This window comes from Corynebacterium sp. ACRPJ (assembly GCF_022347345.1).
GTDB lineage: Bacteria > Actinomycetota > Actinomycetes > Mycobacteriales > Mycobacteriaceae > Corynebacterium > Corynebacterium tuberculostearicum_D.
On record NZ_JAKRNC010000016.1, the window covers coordinates 24,583 to 41,497 of the forward strand.

The 16,915-nt window shown below is 62.0% G+C and carries 12 protein-coding genes; 5 read left to right on the plus strand and 7 right to left on the minus strand.

Features of this window, described 5'->3' with window-relative positions:
* Window positions 1-185 precede the first annotated feature (185 nt).
* The 3 genes from MHY08_RS10200 to leuA all read right to left on the minus strand — a co-directional run bounded on the left by MHY08_RS10200 (window position 186) and on the right by leuA (window position 5,227).
* The gene (locus tag MHY08_RS10200; RefSeq protein WP_239236554.1) at window positions 186-2,465 is read right to left on the minus strand and encodes a hypothetical protein; all 2,280 of its coding nucleotides are present in this window, start codon (window positions 2,463-2,465) and stop codon (window positions 186-188) included.
* 110 nt (window positions 2,466-2,575) lie between these two features.
* Window positions 2,576-3,352, minus strand: coding sequence for a hypothetical protein (locus MHY08_RS10205; RefSeq protein WP_204610463.1), 777 nt, complete (start codon window positions 3,350-3,352; stop codon window positions 2,576-2,578).
* Between the two features lie 57 nt (window positions 3,353-3,409).
* Window positions 3,410-5,227 carry a 2-isopropylmalate synthase gene (leuA, locus tag MHY08_RS10210; protein WP_239236556.1) on the minus strand — a complete coding sequence of 606 codons (1,818 nt, stop codon included), beginning with the start codon at window positions 5,225-5,227 and terminating at the stop codon, window positions 3,410-3,412.
* Window positions 5,228-5,447: 220 nt separating this feature from the next.
* On the opposite strand from leuA, the gene MHY08_RS10215 reads away from it, so the two are divergent.
* A complete protein-coding gene (locus MHY08_RS10215) occupies window positions 5,448-6,575 on the plus strand; it encodes a mannosyltransferase family protein (RefSeq protein ID WP_204610459.1) in 1,128 nt (375 codons plus the stop codon).
* Here the strand turns inward: MHY08_RS10215 and MHY08_RS10220 are convergent.
* Window positions 6,572-7,450: a DMT family transporter gene (locus MHY08_RS10220; RefSeq protein WP_239229189.1), complete on the minus strand. Its 879-nt coding sequence runs from the start codon at window positions 7,448-7,450 to the stop codon at window positions 6,572-6,574. The two genes, MHY08_RS10215 and MHY08_RS10220, sit on opposite strands and share 4 nt — an antisense overlap.
* A 228-nt stretch (window positions 7,451-7,678) precedes the next feature.
* On the opposite strand from MHY08_RS10220, the gene MHY08_RS10225 reads away from it, so the two are divergent.
* Window positions 7,679-8,944 carry an aspartate kinase gene (locus MHY08_RS10225; protein WP_005323151.1) on the plus strand — a complete coding sequence of 422 codons (1,266 nt, stop codon included), beginning with the start codon at window positions 7,679-7,681 and terminating at the stop codon, window positions 8,942-8,944.
* 34 nt (window positions 8,945-8,978) lie between these two features.
* The gene (locus MHY08_RS10230; protein ID WP_204610455.1) at window positions 8,979-10,010 is read left to right on the plus strand and encodes an aspartate-semialdehyde dehydrogenase; all 1,032 of its coding nucleotides are present in this window, start codon (window positions 8,979-8,981) and stop codon (window positions 10,008-10,010) included.
* A gap of 108 nt (window positions 10,011-10,118) precedes the next feature.
* Here MHY08_RS10230 and MHY08_RS10235 read toward each other — a convergent pair whose 3' ends face one another.
* Both MHY08_RS10235 and MHY08_RS10240 read right to left on the minus strand, forming a co-directional pair.
* Window positions 10,119-11,519: a hypothetical protein gene (locus tag MHY08_RS10235; RefSeq protein ID WP_239236558.1), complete on the minus strand. Its 1,401-nt coding sequence runs from the start codon at window positions 11,517-11,519 to the stop codon at window positions 10,119-10,121.
* A gap of 284 nt (window positions 11,520-11,803) precedes the next feature.
* Complete coding sequence (locus MHY08_RS10240) at window positions 11,804-12,346, minus strand: RNA polymerase sigma factor (RefSeq protein WP_005323148.1); 543 nt, start codon at window positions 12,344-12,346, stop codon at window positions 11,804-11,806.
* A gap of 106 nt (window positions 12,347-12,452) precedes the next feature.
* On the opposite strand from MHY08_RS10240, the gene MHY08_RS10245 reads away from it, so the two are divergent.
* Window positions 12,453-14,003, plus strand: a complete 1,551-nt coding sequence (locus MHY08_RS10245; RefSeq protein ID WP_204610449.1) for a catalase — start codon at window positions 12,453-12,455, stop codon at window positions 14,001-14,003.
* A 91-nt stretch (window positions 14,004-14,094) separates the two neighbouring features.
* Here MHY08_RS10245 and MHY08_RS10250 read toward each other — a convergent pair whose 3' ends face one another.
* On the minus strand, window positions 14,095-14,676 hold the full coding sequence (locus MHY08_RS10250) for a hypothetical protein (protein WP_239236560.1): 582 nt from the start codon (window positions 14,674-14,676) through the stop codon (window positions 14,095-14,097).
* Between the two features lie 86 nt (window positions 14,677-14,762).
* On the opposite strand from MHY08_RS10250, the gene MHY08_RS10255 reads away from it, so the two are divergent.
* Window positions 14,763-16,211: a hypothetical protein gene (locus MHY08_RS10255; protein ID WP_239236562.1), complete on the plus strand. Its 1,449-nt coding sequence runs from the start codon at window positions 14,763-14,765 to the stop codon at window positions 16,209-16,211.
* The last annotated feature ends 704 nt before the right edge of the window (window positions 16,212-16,915 follow it).

A 16,915-nucleotide genomic window follows, 5' to 3' on the forward strand; every position in this document is an offset into this window, starting at 1 on the left:
CGAGTGCGTCGCTGTTCTGCGCCCGGTTTGGGTGCTGTGGACCTGGCCGCGTGGCGCGAAGCCACCGTCGCGGGCGACGGCGCTGGGGCCGACGCCGGCGTGTGCTGCGGGGAGGGGCCAGGTGTGTTGTTCATTAAACTCAGTGTAGTATCCCGCATTTCGTGCAGGGGGACAGGACGCGCCGCTTAATTTTCGACGACGATGACAATGACCTTCGGCGGAGTCGTTGGCTCCTCGGGCTCCTCAGGTCGCCCCGGTTCCTCCGGCTCTGCGGGCTCTGCCGGTTCTGCCGGTTTCTCCGGTTCTTCCGGCTCTTCCGGCTCGGACGGTACCAGCGGCATCTCCGGTCCATCCGGTGCGCTGCGGTACGGCATAGGCAGCGCCGGTTCGAGCTCTACAGGGATCTCTGGTTCGGGGGTGGGGTCGATTTCTGAGCCAGGGATCGTCGTCGTAGGAGCAGTAGTCTCCGGCTCTGGCGTCGGCTCGAGCTCGGAACCTGCGATAGTGGTGCTTGGCGCGGTGGTAACCGGCGCCGGCTTAGGCTCGGGCTCGGACTCCGAGGTCAGCAACGGAGACGTCGTCGTAGGTGCGGTCGACTCCGAGGGCTTTGAATCCGAGGACGCAGGCTCTGAAGATTCGGGCTCGGGCTGTGCCGAAGTGGACGTAGAGGACGCAGAGGTAGACGTAGACGAGTCTGCAGCCTGGGTCGGCTCAGACGTTGGCTCGCTCGTGGCAGAACTGGTGGCGGAGCTGGAAGGCTCTGCGGTCTGCTTTTCCGTCGAGGCTGCGGTGGTGGTTTCAGTCGTCGTTTTCTCGGAAGTTGTCTTTTCCGAGGTAGATGTGCTTGAGGTCGGCAGATCGGACGGCTTGGCAGGCGAGGATGCCGCAGAGGACGGCTCCGCAGATGTCGTGCTCTTCGTAGACTCCGTGGTCTGGGAAGGCTCTGCAGACTGGGAGGACGAGGAGGTTGCGGTCGGCGTCTTGGCCGCCGCTACCTGGGGTGCGGGTTCTGAGCTGGAGGATGGCGTCGCGGCAGGCGTGGTCTGAGACGGTGCTGGGGCTGGGGCCGGGGCCGAGGCGACGTCATTGGCTGCGGCCATGGCGGCAGAAGCCGCGGCGGAGGCGGCGCGGGAAATTGACTGGGAATCCTCGCCGTGGTGGCCGCCGCGGGGTTCGCTGTGGTGGCCACGTCGGTTGTCGGAGGCAGGGGCGTGGGTCTGGGCACGGTCAGCGTGGGGAGAGTGCGTCGCGCTGGGCTTTTTCGTGGTCTGCGAAGTGAAGGTGGGGCGGTGCGGTGTTGGAGAGGAGGGGGCGTCGGCAAGCGGGGGCGGAGCCGAGGTACCGCTGGTGGGGTCGGCATCGTAGATGCGCGGCGTGGCGGGGTGCGCGGGGCGCTTGGGGCCATTGCCGTCGAAGTGGGAAGAATGGTTGCCTTTCGGAGCAGGAGCGGTGGAATGCGCGTTGGAGTCCGAAAGGGCTTCGTCGTCGCTCAGTAGGTTGGTGGCCACGGTGGCACCGCCACCAACGAGCACGGCGACGCCGGCTGCGGCCAGCAGGTTCGAGGTCACGGCACCGGAAGCGCCAGCAGCACCGGCTGCAGAGGTGACACTGAAACCGCTGGTTGCGGAAGCGCCGGCGGTGGTGGCACCGGCAGTAGTGCCGCCGGGAACAGCGGATGCGGCCTGTGCGCGGGCTGCGGTGGCTGCGGACATGACGGCGGCACCACCGGCGACAACGCCCAAAACTAGGCCGGCGTGGTGCTTATTGGCGGCGTTGTGCGCGTAGATGGTCAGCGCGGGGCGGTCATCGGCGTTGTAGTGGAAGTAGCCGTGGGCAATGGCGAGGCGGCCGGTCTTGGTGCAGTCGAGGACGGCGGGGGCAATCTCGCGGGCGGCGTCTCGCGGGAGGGAGCCTAAGAAGGTGCTATTGACATAGACATCAACGGTATTTCGACGCAGGAAACCGCGGGTGTGCAAAGAGACGAGATAGTGCTCGTCGGTTTGCGGAAAGCCGGTGACGTCCTTGGAAAATTCCGTCATCGTGGCGGTGGTCTCGCCGGGCAGCATGGTCCAGCGCTGCGCCGGCGGGTTATTGGCGGGGATGCACAGGTGCGGTGCCGGCAGGAGCAGGTTGAGCGTGGGCCATTCTTTGCCGGAGGCGTCCGTCATGCTCACATGGGCGGTGGTGTGCGGGCGTAGGCCGGCGCTGAGAATCCAGTCAAAGAGGGCGTAGGCCTGGGAGTCAGCGGCGCTGAGGCGGCCAAGGAGAGAATCGCCGATCCACACCGCGAAGCCTTCCTGGGCGGTGCGGGGACCGAGCTCCGCGGAGAAGTAACCGCCTTCCGCGGCGGTGGACTCGAGCAATTCGCTGAAAACTTCTGGCGGAACATCCCCGACGGGCAGATTATGGATCACGCCAAAACCGTGGTCGGGGACCACGTAGGTGGCGGAATCCAGCGAAGTCATTGGGGTCTTTCGATACGGGGGAATAGTAACACTGCATTTTAGGCGTTGACTTGGGCCATTTCCAATTTCCCCTGCCGGTGAATAAGGGGCGTTGTCCTGAGCAAAAGTTTCTACAGGATGAAAATAAGTACGGCGATAAGCGCTGCAATCATCAGTAGGGCAATGAGGGCAGGCCGCCACTGACGGCGCGGTGCGGAGTCATCGACGTTGACGGCGCGGAAGCTCGTGGTTTCGAAGGTTTCGGTGGCGGCGGGGGAGGTAGGGGTGGCGTCGGCAAGCGAGGCTTCCTTTGAATCCGGCAGCGGCGCTCCCGCATAGATGCTGAGCACCCGGCCAGTGCTGCGCGGCGCATGGTAGGCGTGGGCTAGGGTTATGCCCTGCTTGGCGACGTCCACCCCTTCCAGCCGCCCCACCCACTGCGGGCCCAAATAAGCATCGGCGCCGGAGCCGGTGGTGCTGGGTGAAAGCGTCACCAATACGTGCATGCGGGCGTGGGCGGGGATATCCAAATCCGCGGGCAGGTCGGTGATGTTGATGGGCGGGGCATAGCCCAGCATCGTCCACGGGCCGGCTGGCGGGTTATTGGCCGGCAGGCAGAGGCCCGGCCGAGGCAACAGCAGGGATAGGGATCCATCGGGCTGCGGCGCGGCGGTGGCCGCAGGGGTGAGCCCGGCGCGAAAGAGCAGATCTATCTCGGGGTATTCGGCGCGGTCTGCGCTGGTGATGTGCCCGATGGGGGAGTCGGTGCGCACCTCCAGGCCACCGTCCTGGCGGGGCGCCAAGGTGACGGTGAATTCCTGGTTTTCCTTCGTCTGCGCACCATAGATGGGCAGGGCCTGCACGGCGCCCAAGCCGCGGTGCGGAATGAGGTAGGTAGAAGAAGGCATACCCACCCTTCTACCACGCCGGGGCGCGGCGCTGGTGTGTAGCACCGGCGGCTGGGCTTAGGCCAAGGCGCGGTTGACGGCGGAGTTAATCGCGTTGATGGAAGCCCGCGTGGTGGATCCGGCGATGCCTGCTCCCCAGACCTTGTTCTGGTTGACGTCGGCGGCGATATAACAGGCGGCCTCAGCGTCGTCGCCGGCGGAGCGGGACTGCTGGGAGTATTCCATGACCTCGAAGTCGATGCCCAGGGATTCCAGCGCGTTGGCATACGCCGCGATGGGGCCGTTGCCGGTGCCGGAGACGGTGGATTTTTCCCCGCGGAAGGCAACCGTGGCGGTCACGGCGACGTCACCGTCAGCGGCCGGGGAGTTGTCCATGTGGAAGGCCTCCACAGCCAGCGGGGTCTCGCGATCAAGGAATTCGGTGGCGAAGATGTCCCACATATTCTTGGAATTGACCTCGCCGCCCTCGGAGTCGGTGATTTCTTGCACCACGGTGGAAAATTCCGCTTGCATGGCGCGCGGCATATTGATGCCGTGGTCGGTCTTCATGATGTAGGCAACGCCGCCCTTGCCGGACTGGGAGTTGACGCGGATGACCGCCTGGTAGTCGCGGCCCACGTCCTTCGGATCGATAGGCAGGTAGGGAACCTCCCAGATGGCTGCGCGCAGTTCTTCCCACGAGACCTCGGTATTGTTCGTGCCGGGGCGGATGGTGGTTGCCAGCGCATCCAAGCCCTTGTTGATGGCGTCTTGGTGGGAACCGGAAAAGGCGGTAAAGACCAACTCGCCGCCATAGGGGTGGCGCTCCGGCACGCGCAGCTGGTTGCAGTATTCAACGGTTTCGCGAATCTGCGGCAGATCAGAAAAATCGATCTGCGGGTCCACGCCCTGGGTGAGCATGTTCAGGCCCAAAGTGACGAGATCGACGTTGCCGGTGCGCTCGCCGTTGCCAAACAGGCAGCCCTCGATGCGGTCCGCGCCGGCCATAAAGCCCAGCTCGGCGGCGGCGATTCCCTCGCCGCGGTCATTGTGCGGGTGCAGCGAGAGCACGATGTCCTCGCGGCGGGCCAGGTTGCGGTGCATCCACTCGATGGAATCGGCGTAGATATTGGGCGAGATCATCTCCACGGTGGACGGCAGGTTGATGATCATGGGGTTATCCGGGGAGGGATCCATGATCTCTACTACTTCATCGCAGACCTCGCGGGCGAAGTCCAGCTCGGTGCCGGTGAAGGATTCGGGGGAGTACTCCCAGCGCCACGTGGTGTCTGGGTAGTCCGCGGCGATGGATTTGATGAGTGCGGCGGCGTCGGTAGCCAGCTTCTTGATGGCGGGCTTGTCCTTGCGGAAGACCACACGGCGCTGCAGCTTCGAGGTGGAGTTATAGAAGTGCACGATGACGTTCTTGGCGCCCTCGCAGGCCTCAAAGGTGCGGCGGATGAGGCGTTCGCGCGCTTGGACTAGCACCTGGATGGTGACGTCATCGGGAATCTTATTGCCCTCGATGATTTCGCGGACGAAGTTGAAATCCGTTTGGGAGGCGGACGGGAAGCCGACCTCGATTTCCTTGTAGCCCATCTTGACCAGCAGGTCGAACATGCGGTGTTTGCGCTCTGGGCTCATGGGATCAATCAGCGCTTGGTTGCCATCGCGCAGATCCACCGCGCACCACTGTGGGGCGTTCGTGATCTTCTTGCTGGGCCACGTGCGGTCCGCCAGGTCGATGTCTTCCACCTCGAGGGCGAAGGGTTGGTAGCGCTCGTGGGGCATGGCGGAGCCGCGCTGCTTATTCCATGCGGGCTGTCCTTCGCGGCGTGGGCCGTTCGGGGTGGTGATATCGCGAGGGGCGCTGATGAAAGAGTCAGTGGGGGACATGGTGGTGCGGTTTCCTTGTCTGTGGTGTCTATGGGGAGACGGCCAGCTGGGCTTGGGTAGCCGGACTCCGCGACGGGGCGCTGGCCAGTATTTAGGCCGAAATCCCGCCGCGGCAGATAAGGAGTAGGTCAATCCGCTGTGCCATATCGGTCACACTACAGGCTCTCTCACTATGTGGCAAGAGATTTCATTCAATGAGACGCGACGGCGGTGCGGTACTATGCCTTTCGTGTCTACCGCCCGCAATGCCGTGTCCAACTCGTCGTCCTTACTGCGCTACTTGTGGGCGCCTGCTGCGCTCGTTGCGCTCATCGGAGCCGCAGTGCGCGTGGGCGTGCTCGCGGCGGTGGCCGCCGTGCAGGACGATAAGCTCTGGGGACTGCTTAATAAGTGGGACGCCAAGCACTACGTAGAAATCGCCCGCGGCGGTTACTTCGGTGCGGATATCTCAACGGATGGGCCGGTCCATGAGACGACCATGGCCTTCTTCCCGGGCTTTCCCTTCCTGGTGCGCGCGGTAAGCGGCATCCTGGGAACCGGCGAGGCCGGCACCGCTATTGCGCTTAACGTGCTCTTTAGCATTGCGCTGGCCGCCGGGGTGATGGCCCTGGCCGCGCAGATGGGCATGGGGAAGTGGGCCCAGGTGCTCAGCGCCGTAGTGGTAACCAGCGCGCCGATGTCCATCGTGTTTTCTATGCCGTATACCGAGGCGCTTTTCGGGGCACTGGCTATCTGGGCGGTGGTGGCGCTGGTGGGCGAGCGCTGGTGGGCCGCCGCGGCGTATATCTTTGTGGCCGGGCTCGTGCGCCTTACCGCGGTGGACCTTGTTGCGGTCTTTGGGCTTATGGTGCTGCTGCGGGCCCGAAAGGACTGGCGAGCCTGGGCCGCGGTGGCGTTTTCGGTCGTGCCGCTGGTGGGGTATTTGTGGTGGTCGAGCAGCCATTTGAAAGATGTCGGCGGTTACTTTGGTATCCAGAAGGAACATTGGAATTCCGGCTTTGATGGCGGCAAAGCCACGGTGGTGTGGCTGTGGGAGACGCTCACCGGGGCCACCAATGGCGGCTACCTGCTTAGCGCCGGCGTAATGATCGCTGCCCCGGTATGCCTGGTGCTGGCGTGGCGCCGCCTGCCGCTGGCGGCCTGGCTATTTTCCGCCGTCCTCATGGCCAATGTGCTGCTTTCTGATGGCATCATGCACTCGCGGCCCCGGCTGCTCCTGCCGGCGGTGATCGTGTTGTTGCCGTGGGTGAAAAAGGGGGCGTCGGCAAGCGTGGCGGTTATTGCCTGGGCCCTGTTTGGCGCGTGGTTTTCGGCCTATATGCTCGGCGTATTTGAGTGGGCCATCTAGCCGCGCTGGCTCACCGGGCTGCGGGAGAGCACGATGGTGGATAGCACCATGACGGTCAGGGCGATGAGCATAATTGCCCAACCGACGGCCGTATCGATGAGGAATTTCTCTCCCAGCACCATGTATCCCAAGCCGAAGGCCACGATGGGTTCAAAGATGGTCATGGCCGGCAGGGAATGGGCCAGGGGGCCGGCGTTGAAGGAATATTGCTGTACCACCGTGCCGGTGAGCGCGAGGCCGATGAGGCCGTAGAACTGCCAGCTGGCCAGCAGGGTGGTGAGGCCTTCGTGGGTGAAAATATCCACCACGGCCTTCGAGAGCAGGGCGACGAAGCCATAGATAACGCCGCAGGCCGTGCCCAATGCCAGGGGGCGCTGATCCGGTAGCTTTGCGGCCGCCGCGCCGAGGATTGCGAGGGTGGTCAACCCCACGAGGAGCGCCGGCCACCAATCGCTCCATTCTGGGCGGGGATTGCCGGCAACCGGTCGGCCGTAGATGACCATGATGCCCACCGCGATGGTCAGCGCAATGGACCAGAAAACTTCGTGGAAGGGCATCTTGCGGCCGGAGTACCACGCCGATAGCGGCAGGGTAAACATCAAGGACAGCACCAAGATGGGCTGGACGACCAGCAAGGTGCCGAAGCCGAGCGCGATAACCTGCAGGCCGTAGGCGCCAATCGCGGCCGCGGTGCCCACCCACCACAAGGGGTTAGACATGGCGGCGCGCATGACCGAATCATCGGCGTCAAGGGCGATGCGGTGGCGGATGACTGTGCCCCAAGCAACCGTCAGCGCGGATGCGAGCGCGAAAAAGATGGCGAGGAGGTTGCTTAACACCCGCTCAACGGTAGTAAAGATTCCTGTTATATGCATATTCTGCGCTGTATGGCGCGCGTTTTTCTCCATGGGGGGCGGCCGGCGCATGGCGCGCTTTACGCTCGGGCGTGTGAATAAAAAGCAAGCATTGTCTAGGAATTATGATGAGGACTAGACCCCTGCGGGGTAGCATGGGTATTTGACTAATGACCGACAGATATTTCTGGACGCGCGCGAACGCACACTCCGGAAATGCCTGGAAAGACGAAAGGCGGCATCCTCACCGTGGCCCTGATCGTGCAAAAATATGGCGGCTCATCCCTCGAATCCGCAGACCGCATTCGCGCCGTTGCGGAGCGCATCGTGGCCACCAAGAAGCAGGGCAACGACGTCGTTGTGGTGTGCTCCGCCATGGGCGATACCACCGATGAGTTGCTCGACCTTGCCGCCCAGGTCAACCCCGTGCCACCACGGCGCGAAATGGACATGCTGCTGACCGCGGGCGAGCGCATCTCCAATGCGCTGGTGGCCATGGCCGTGGAATCTCTGGGTGCCCATGCTCAGTCCTTTACCGGCTCCCAGGCCGGCGTGCTCACCACCGAGCGCCACGGCAATGCCCGCATCGTGGACGTTACCCCAGGCCGCCTGACTGAAGCGCTGGATGAGGGCAAGATCTGCATCGTCGCCGGATTCCAGGGAGTTAATAAGGAATCGCGCGATGTCACCACGCTGGGCCGCGGTGGTTCCGATACCACCGCGGTGGCGCTAGCCGCCGCGCTGAATGCGGACGTGTGTGAGATTTATTCCGATGTCGATGGCGTGTATACCGCAGACCCGCGCATCGTCCCGGACGCGCAGAAGCTAGACAAGCTCTCCTTTGAGGAGATGCTGGAGATGGCCGCGGTAGGTTCCAAGATTTTGGTTCTGCGCAGCGTGGAGTACGCCCGCGCGTTCAATGTACCCTTGCGAGTTCGCTCGTCTTATTCAAATGACCCCGGCACCCTAGTGACCGGATCGATGGAGGATATTCCTGTGGAAGAAGCAGTACTCACTGGTGTAGCAACCGATAAGTCCGAGGCAAAGGTCACCGTCCTTGGAATCCCGGACCGCCCAGGGGAGGCAGCGAAGGTTTTCCGTGTCATTGCCGATGCGGAGATCAATATCGACATGGTCTTGCAAAACGTCTCCTCCCTGGAGGATGGCACCACCGATATCACCTTCACCTGCCCGCGTGCCGACGGCCCGCGCGCCATGGAGCTGTTGACCAAGCTGAAGTCCGAAGGCGGCTGGGCCAATGTGCTTTACGACGACCAGGTGGGCAAGGTCTCCCTCGTCGGCGCCGGCATGAAGTCCCACCCGGGCGTGACCGCCGAGTTTACCGAGGCCCTGCGCGACGTCGACGTCAATATGGAGCTCATCTCCACCTCCGAAATCCGCATCTCCGTGCTCACCCGCGAGGCTGACCTGGATAAGGCCGCTCGTGCGCTGCACGATAAGTTCCAGCTTGGTGGCGAAGAAGAAGCCACGGTTTATGCTGGAACCGGACGTTAAATACCCAAAAGCAACTACAGAGGATTTTTAAGTCATGACCACTGTTGCAGTCGTAGGCGCTACCGGCCAGGTCGGCCGCGTTATGCGCTCCATCTTGGAAGAACGCAATTTCCCGGCGGATAAGGTGCGCTTTTTCGCCTCGTCTCGCTCCGCCGGCACCGAACTGGAATTCCGCGGCGAGCAGATTACCGTAGAAGACCTCGCTGAGGTTACCGAGCAATCCGTTGCAGACGTTGATATTGCCTTGTTCTCCGCCGGTGGCTCCACCTCCAAGCAGTGGGCCCCGGTATTCGCCGCAGCCGGCGCGACCGTGGTGGATAATTCCTCGGCCTACCGCAAGGACCCAGAGGTTCCCCTCATCGTTTCCGAGGTCAACCCCGAGGCAGCCAAGAACACCCCGAAGGGCATCATCGCGAACCCGAACTGCACCACCATGGCTGCCATGCCAGTGCTGAAGGTCCTCCACGATGCCGCTGGCCTGAATAAGCTTCACGTGTCCTCCTACCAGGCGGTGTCTGGCTCCGGTCTGGCCGGCGTGCAGGCGCTGGCCGCGCAGGTATATTCCGTCGGTGAGCACAATGTGGGATTGGTCCACGACGGCTCCGCGATTGATGACGAAGACTTTGGGCCGTACGTGGCACCTATCGCCTATAACGCCCTGCCGATGGCCGGAAACCTCGTTGATGATGGCTCCCTGGAGACCGACGAGGAACAAAAGCTGCGCAACGAATCCCGCAAGATCCTGGACATTCCGGAACTCAAGGTAGCGGGCACCTGCGTGCGCATCCCCGTCTTCACCGGCCACACCCTGACCATTCACGCCGAGTTCGATAAGCCCATCACCCCAGAGCAGGCCACCGAGCTCTTGGGTGGCGCTCCGGGCGTTACGCTTGCCGACGTCCCCACTCCGCTCGCCGCCACCGGCATCGACGAGTCCTTGGTTGGCCGCATCCGCCAGGACCAGACGGTGGACGATAACAAGGGCCTCGTGCTCGTTGTCGCCGGCGATAACCTCCGCAAGGGCGCTGCTCTCAACACCATCCAGATTGCAGAGCTGCTCGTCTAGCACAGCGCTACATCGCCGCCTGTCGCACTACAAAGCTCGGTGCCCTCCTTCCCTGGTTGTGGGAAAGGAGGGCGCCGAGCTTTTGGCTTATTAGCCGTGGGCGAGGGGTTAGTCCTCAGAAACCGGCTTGGCGGTGCCAGTATCGGAGTCGGCACCAGTGCCCCTCTTGCCAAAGTCGAGGTCGCTAGTGGACGACGGAACCTCCGGCTTGGTGTGCTGCACGTAGGTCACGGACGGCTCCGGATCTTCGCGGTCATACTCAATATCATCATCATTTTCGAGCTCCTCGTGGATCTCTTCTGCGATATTGGTAACGAACTCGGTGGTTTCCATATTGGATGCTGCAGCCAGCTTGCGCAGCTCGCGCTCGTTCTTCTTGGTAAAGCGCTTGCGCGGATCCAGACGACGGGACACCAGCTCGTGTGCGCGCATGCGGCGGTCAGACTCGTCCGAGAGCTTGCTGCCGTTCTTGATGCGGTTAAAGACCATCACCACGATCATCAGCAGGCCCAGGTAGCCCAGGATCGGGTAGACGTTGCTGACCAAGGCCTGGAAGCCTACGAAGGACAAGATGAAGCCGATGATGCAGGCGCCGGCATAAACCGGGTAGAAGCGCTTGGGGTTATTGCGGGTCAAGCGCTTGCCCAGCGCGTAGAACATGCCGATGGCGGTATTAAAGACCATGCCGTAAATGACAAAGGTCATCAGCACGCCCAAGACTGGGTGGATGCTGGTAATCAGGCTCAGTACCGGCATATCCTGGCCGTTGACGGTTTCTGCTTCGAAGAAGAGGGCGAATACCAACAGTGCCAACAGGATGAGATAAAGCAGGCCACCGATGAGGCCACCGACGCCAACTGCACGGTTATCCAGGAAGTTACCGCCAATAACGATGGACATGGATACTGCCGTCATCACGTTCAGGCCGGTGTAGTTCAGTGCGGCTAGCCACCAATTAGGCAGCGAGGTATCAACATTGTTGACCGCCCAGTCATTCATGGCGGAGAAATCAACGTCTGCATTCAAGATGGTATAGCCGGTGGCAAGCACCACGAAGATGATGATGAATGGGGTGATGGTACCGATGACTGCGGTTACGCGGTCGACATCCATCAGGCCGACGAGCAGCACCAAAATCAGCATGGCGGTGGCGCCCACCCATACTGGGATGGACGGGAACTGCTGATTGATATTCGAACCACCGCCGGCGAACATGACGAAGCCGATGGCGAACAAGGTCACCAGGGTGGACCAGTCCAAAATCTTGGCGGTAAACGGCGATGCGACCTTGTCGTAGACAGCGGTGTGCTCCTCGGCTTGGAAGTACGAGCCGAGCTGCAGGATGGAGATGCCGGTGATCATCATCAAACCAGCGGCCAGGGCGATGCCCCACAGGCCCCAGTTACCAAAGGCCACGAAGTACTGCATGGCCTCCTGGCCGGAGGCGAAGCCTGCGCCCACGACGACGCCGATAAACGCCATGGAAATTCCGATTGCGCGTTTTAACATGAAAGGGAGAAACTCTCTTACTCACACGCGCCGGGCCCGGCATTGGTATCGCGCGGGCCCGGATCGACGGTCGATTTATCACGTGTGTACACAACTAATAAACCACACATTGGACAGATATTTCGGGCAAGAATCGCCCTCATTGTGGCCTCGTTCACCCCACTCATTGCGCGTAAAGTGCAGCTAAGTGCCAATATCTGGGGCCCGCGGGATACAAGGTAACCAGGGCGTAACAATTTGGGAGTGAAATTAACTCCGCAATCGCAGGGGGCTATTTGGGGGTATTAACCTGTCCCCGCGATGAGATCCTTGCGGGCGCGCGCCACGCGGGAGCGAATGGTGCCCACGCGCACGCCGGCAATCTTGGCCGCCTCCTCATAGGTATAGCCCAGTACCTGGGTGAGGATGAGGGCTTCGCGGCGGTCGGCCGGGAGGGCGTCGATAAGCGTACGCGCGTCGATCCACTCGCTCCACGCCGCGGATTCTTCCGGCGCCGCACCCATCGCGTCTTCGTACTCGGTGGCAGATTTCCGCGGCCGGGCCATATCGTGGCGAATATTGTCCACCCACACGCGCCGGGCCAAAGACAGCAACCACGTGCGGGCGGAGGACCGCGCCGCAAAGCGCGGCAGGGCGCTGATGACGCGCAGATAGGTCTCCTGGGTGAGATCGTCGGCCCCCTCGGGCCCGCCCAGGTGCGCCAGCAAGCGCCACACATCATCCTGGGTGGCCTTGATAAACTCCGTCAGGGCCGCGCGGTCGCCGCGACCGGCCCGAAGAGCGAGGTCGGTGACGCGGGCGTCGTCTGCTGCGGAGTGGTGAGTCACCTGAATGAATCTACCAGCACCCTTTACTCTCTTTGGCGAGCCCTGACAACCGTGCAAAGTTTTGCCACACTGGGAAGAACTGACCGCGAATTGCCAGGAGGCAAAAATGAGTGAATTTACCGCTGATGACATCCTGAACAAGGGCCAGCGCCCCGCTGGCAAGGGAAATACCACCCGCCCCTCGGGCCAGCCGGTGCCGTCCGAAAACACCTCGGTGACCGCGGGCCAGCAGGGACCGGTGGCGCTCAATGATATCCACCTCATTGAAAAGCTCGCGCACTTCAACCGCGAGCGCGTGCCCGAGCGCACGCCGCACGCTAAGGGCCACGGTGCCTTTGGTGAGCTGCACATCACGGAAGATGTCTCTGCCTACACCAAGGCCAAGGTCTTCCAGAAGGGCACCGTCACCCCGATGATGGGCCGCTTTTCCACCGTGGCCGGCGAGCAGGGCTCCCCGGATACCTGGCGCGATGTGCACGGCTTTGCCCTGCGCTTCTACACCGAGGAGGGCAACCTCGACATCGTGGGCAATAACACCCCGGTCTTCTTCATTCGCGATGGCATTAAGTTCCCAGACTTCATCCACTCCCAGAAGCGCCTAGGCACCAATGGCCTGCGCGATGCCGATATGCAGTGGGATTTCTGGACCCGCAACCCGGAATCCGCACACCAAGTCACCTATCTGATGGGTGACCGCGGCACCCCGAAGTCCACCCGCCACCAGAATGGCTACGGCTCCCACACCTTCCAGTGGGTCAATGAAGAAGGCGAGGCTTTCTGGGTCAAGTATCACTTCAAGTCCCGCCAGGGCGTGGAGAACTTCACCGATGAGGAGGCCACCACCACCGCCGGCCAGAACCCGGATTGCCACCGCGAGGATCTTTACAACGCCATCGAGGAGGGCAACTACCCGATCTGGGACGTTAAGGTGCAGATCATGCCGCTGGATGAGGCGGAGAATTACCGCTTTAACCCCTTCGACCTGACCAAGGTCTGGTCCAAGAAGGACTACCCGCTGCACGATGTGGGCTACTTTGTACTCAACCGCAACCCGCGCAACTTCTTTGCCCAGATTGAGCAGGTGGCGCTCGATCCTTCCAATATTGTGCCGGGCGTTGGCCTATCCCCAGACAAGATGCTGCAGGCCCGCGCCTTTGCTTACGCTGACCAGCAGCGTTACCGCATCGGCGCGAATTACAAGCAGCTGCCGGTTAACCAGCCGCAGAATGTGAACGAGGTCAATACCTACGAGCACGAGGGCAGCATGCAGTTCCTCTTCAATGCTCCGGAGGATCCGGTCTACTCGCCCAACCGCCACGACAAGGGTACGGGCGTGCTTGACGACGCCGCTGTAAACGACCGCTCCCAGCTCGAGACCACCACCGCGGCAGAGCTCTATATCAATCCGGAGTCCCACGGCAGCGACTTGGTGCGTGCACCGTATGTTCGCCACGCCGAGGACGATGACTTTGTGCAGGCGCGCGACCTGTACGAAAACGTCTATGACGATGCCGCCAAGGAGCGCCTGGTCACCAATATCACCAACGCGATGGCCGGTGTATCCGAGGAGACCGAGGAGCGCGTCTACGAATACTGGACCAACGTGCACCCAGCCCTTGGCCAGCGCGTGCGCGAGGTCTACGCCGAGAAGAAGTAATCTTTTCCCGGCAGCGCTTGTGCGCTAACGACGCCGCCCCCGTACCGAGTTGCTTTACTGCACGGTACGGGGGCGGTTTCTTGCTGTGTGGCTAGTCGCAGCGGCGCATCTTTTCCGTAACAAAGGCGGGAGCGCCCTCGGCGGCCCACTTATCCACGTCGTAGCACGGGGCGGCCATGCCGGAGGTTGCCTCGCCAATGGATTCAATGGCTACCCACTGGCCGCCCTCGTAGCGCGCCCAAGCAGTCCAGTCCGTGCTGTCTTTGCCAAAGTGGGCCCACTGGCCATCGCAGTTATTGACTCGGATATTGGTCATGGTGGGAGCTGCGGGCTGTAGCGCTTCTGGGGAGCAGTCGCCGCGGCCGGTGTCGGCGGGTACGGCGGCCGGGGCTTCGCTTTCCGCGTTGCCGGATTCCGCGGTCTCCTCAGCGGGAGCTGCCTCCGCAGAAGTGGGCTCGGCCGCTGCGGTCTCGGTGACGGTGTCTGCGGCTTCCGAGGTAGCGGGCTCGCTCGTGGTCTCCTCGGCCGACGAGCTTGCGGCGGTGGCGTCGGAGAACTCCGGTTCTGCCGAGGTATCGGCGTCGTTGGAGCAGGCAACAAGGCTGAAACACAGCGGCGCGATGGCCGCGGCGGCGAGGTAGCGGGAAGGGGTCAGGGAATAATTGTGGGACATGCCATATATCGTAGAGGAACTGCTATTGCGGGGGTGCTCGGCGCGCCTGCAACAGGGGAGTGACCTGCACGGATAGGTTCAGTACCATGACCTCACGCCTTGCTTCCCCAGACGCTGCGTCCCCTTCCCGGTGGCGCAGCGTCCTCTTGATCCTCCTGCTCGCCCTGCCGCTCATTATCGGCGCTGCGGTGGCGGGCCTTGCGCAGTGGGAACCCGCCCACACCTGGTCTAGTGCCGCGCAGCCGTTTGGTGCGCCGCGGGAAAATTCCGCCTCGCCAGAGGTAAAGGAAGCCGCCGAGGCGGCCAGCCGCGCGCAGGCCCAGGCGAGCATGCTTAAATCGGGCGCCACGCAGCTTGACGACGGTACAGGGGAGCTGAATAAGGGGGCGGATGAGCTCGGAGGGGGCGTCGACAAGCTGGCGACGGGCTCCCAAGAACTGGTAGCCGGCCTCAATCAGCTGCAGTCCGGAACTAATACGCTCGGTGGCGGTGCAACGGAGCTGGCCAATGGTGTCGGCGGTGCCGTGGACCAGGTAGTGGGCCTGGGCGCCGTGCAAGGGCAGATTCTGCAGGCCATCGATGGCACGATGCGCGACCTGGAAGGAAATAAGTCCAAGGAAGCGAAGGAAATTCGCTCGCAGCTGGGCGATCTCCGTGCGCAGGTGAATAATTTCCGCCTGGATAATTCGGTGACCGACCAGCTTAAGAAGCTTAAGGACGGCTCGCGCGATCTATCCAATCAGTTGGCGGTCAACGGCTATGCCTATCACGATGGCGTGAACCAGGCCGTATCCGGTGCGCAGGAGCTCAATGAAGGAATTGCGGAGTTGAACAAGCGCGTCGGTGAGGCGCAGGAGGGCGTGGACAAGCTTGACGACGGCGCCGGCAAGCTTTCCACCATGGCGGCCCAAAACCAGACCAATGTGGGTGACATTCAGCGCGCCCTGCCGCCGGCGCATACCGCGACCGACGGCCCGGCACATCTGCTCAGCCCCATCGTGGCGATGTTGGTCTCGGCCCTGGTCCTGCTCGCAGGCGCCGCGGCCGGTGTGGCCTGGCAAGTGGGATTCCGCCCATGGCTGACGGTCTTCGGCGGCACGCTGGCCGCGGTCGCCATCGGCGAAATCCTCCTCTTTGTGCTTGCCACCGGATTTACCCCTGTGGCGGCGGTGTGGGCCGGCGCGGCGCTCCTTCTGGGCGCGCTGTCCATGGCGGCCATCACCCGCGGCCTACTCGGGCTATGCGGTATTACTGCCGGCAGTATCCTCGCGGCGCTCTTTGGCATAGGCCAGACCGCTCTGGTGGGGTGGCTGTGGAAATCCGCGGCAATTGCCGGTGTTTCTAAGGTTTGGCAGATTGTTTCTAATCTTTTGCCACTGAATTGGACTACCGCGGCCGTCACGGCGGCGGGTAACGAAGGCGAACAGGCCGTCTTGTGGACCGGCGTTGCGGTATTGCTCGTCATCACTCTCATTGGGCTGAGTGCAAAGTGGTGGGCTCCATCCACAGGAAAATTCAAACCTACGGTTCATTAGGTCTGAAAAAGCACACCTAAGAATAAGAAACATTGGTGGAAACTGGGAATTTTGATTCGCGTTACCGTTTGCATTGTGCGAGTGCTACAGTTGGTCTTGCTCACAAAGCCTACTTAGGGGGTAGGCGAACGGTTTCTCCAATCCGTTGTGAGTGATAGGGAATAGGGACGACGCGGCGCTGTAGGGGCACCGCGTCGTTTCCCATATGTGGGGTGCCTAGCTGCAATTTTGCGGAAAATTCCGTGCAATTTGTTGAATGCTTTTGCTGGGGTGGGGACTTTTTCAAGCAGTGCGAAGTGCTTCGTGGTGACGATTATCTATAGGCAATTCAATTTAAACCGGTGTGAGCTTTGGGGATAGTAGTAGCGTTGTCGATAGTTGGGGTTTAACCTAGGGCACACTCGCTTGCCCGCGTAGCGTAGGGCATGGCAGATCGTCGGCGTGTGAAGCGACACTAAGGGGGCCTAGTCGGGCTTGCGGCCATGGGTCCGACCCTCACCTCTGCGGCGGCGGGACTTCTGATCTGCGGCCGAGTAAATCCCATTATTTCTATGGGGCTGGTACCCGTCGTTGGTGCCTTGATAGGGTTAAGTAGCAAAAAGTGTGTCTGAGTTACAGTGATCTTGCTGCTCAGGTTGGGTAAATCGGGCGGATATAAGGTCTTGGTGCTTATATCCGCGCGTTTCGTGTTCAATCCATCGGAA

Bases quoted from the DNA above. Each gene is read 5' to 3' on its own strand.
- leuA (WP_239236556.1), bottom strand. From the start codon at position 5,227: ATGTCCCCCACTGACTCTTTCATCAGCGCCCCTCGCGATATCACCACC.
- MHY08_RS10230 (WP_204610455.1), top strand. From the start codon at position 8,979: ATGACCACTGTTGCAGTCGTAGGCGCTACCGGCCAGGTCGGCCGCGTT.
- MHY08_RS10205 (WP_204610463.1), bottom strand. From the start codon at position 3,352: ATGCCTTCTTCTACCTACCTCATTCCGCACCGCGGCTTGGGCGCCGTG.
- MHY08_RS10255 (WP_239236562.1), top strand. From the start codon at position 14,763: ATGACCTCACGCCTTGCTTCCCCAGACGCTGCGTCCCCTTCCCGGTGG.
- MHY08_RS10245 (WP_204610449.1), top strand. From the start codon at position 12,453: ATGAGTGAATTTACCGCTGATGACATCCTGAACAAGGGCCAGCGCCCC.
- MHY08_RS10250 (WP_239236560.1), bottom strand. From the start codon at position 14,676: ATGTCCCACAATTATTCCCTGACCCCTTCCCGCTACCTCGCCGCCGCG.
- MHY08_RS10220 (WP_239229189.1), bottom strand. From the start codon at position 7,450: ATGCATATAACAGGAATCTTTACTACCGTTGAGCGGGTGTTAAGCAAC.
- MHY08_RS10235 (WP_239236558.1), bottom strand. From the start codon at position 11,519: ATGTTAAAACGCGCAATCGGAATTTCCATGGCGTTTATCGGCGTCGTC.
- MHY08_RS10200 (WP_239236554.1), bottom strand. From the start codon at position 2,465: ATGACTTCGCTGGATTCCGCCACCTACGTGGTCCCCGACCACGGTTTT.
- MHY08_RS10215 (WP_204610459.1), top strand. From the start codon at position 5,448: ATGCCTTTCGTGTCTACCGCCCGCAATGCCGTGTCCAACTCGTCGTCC.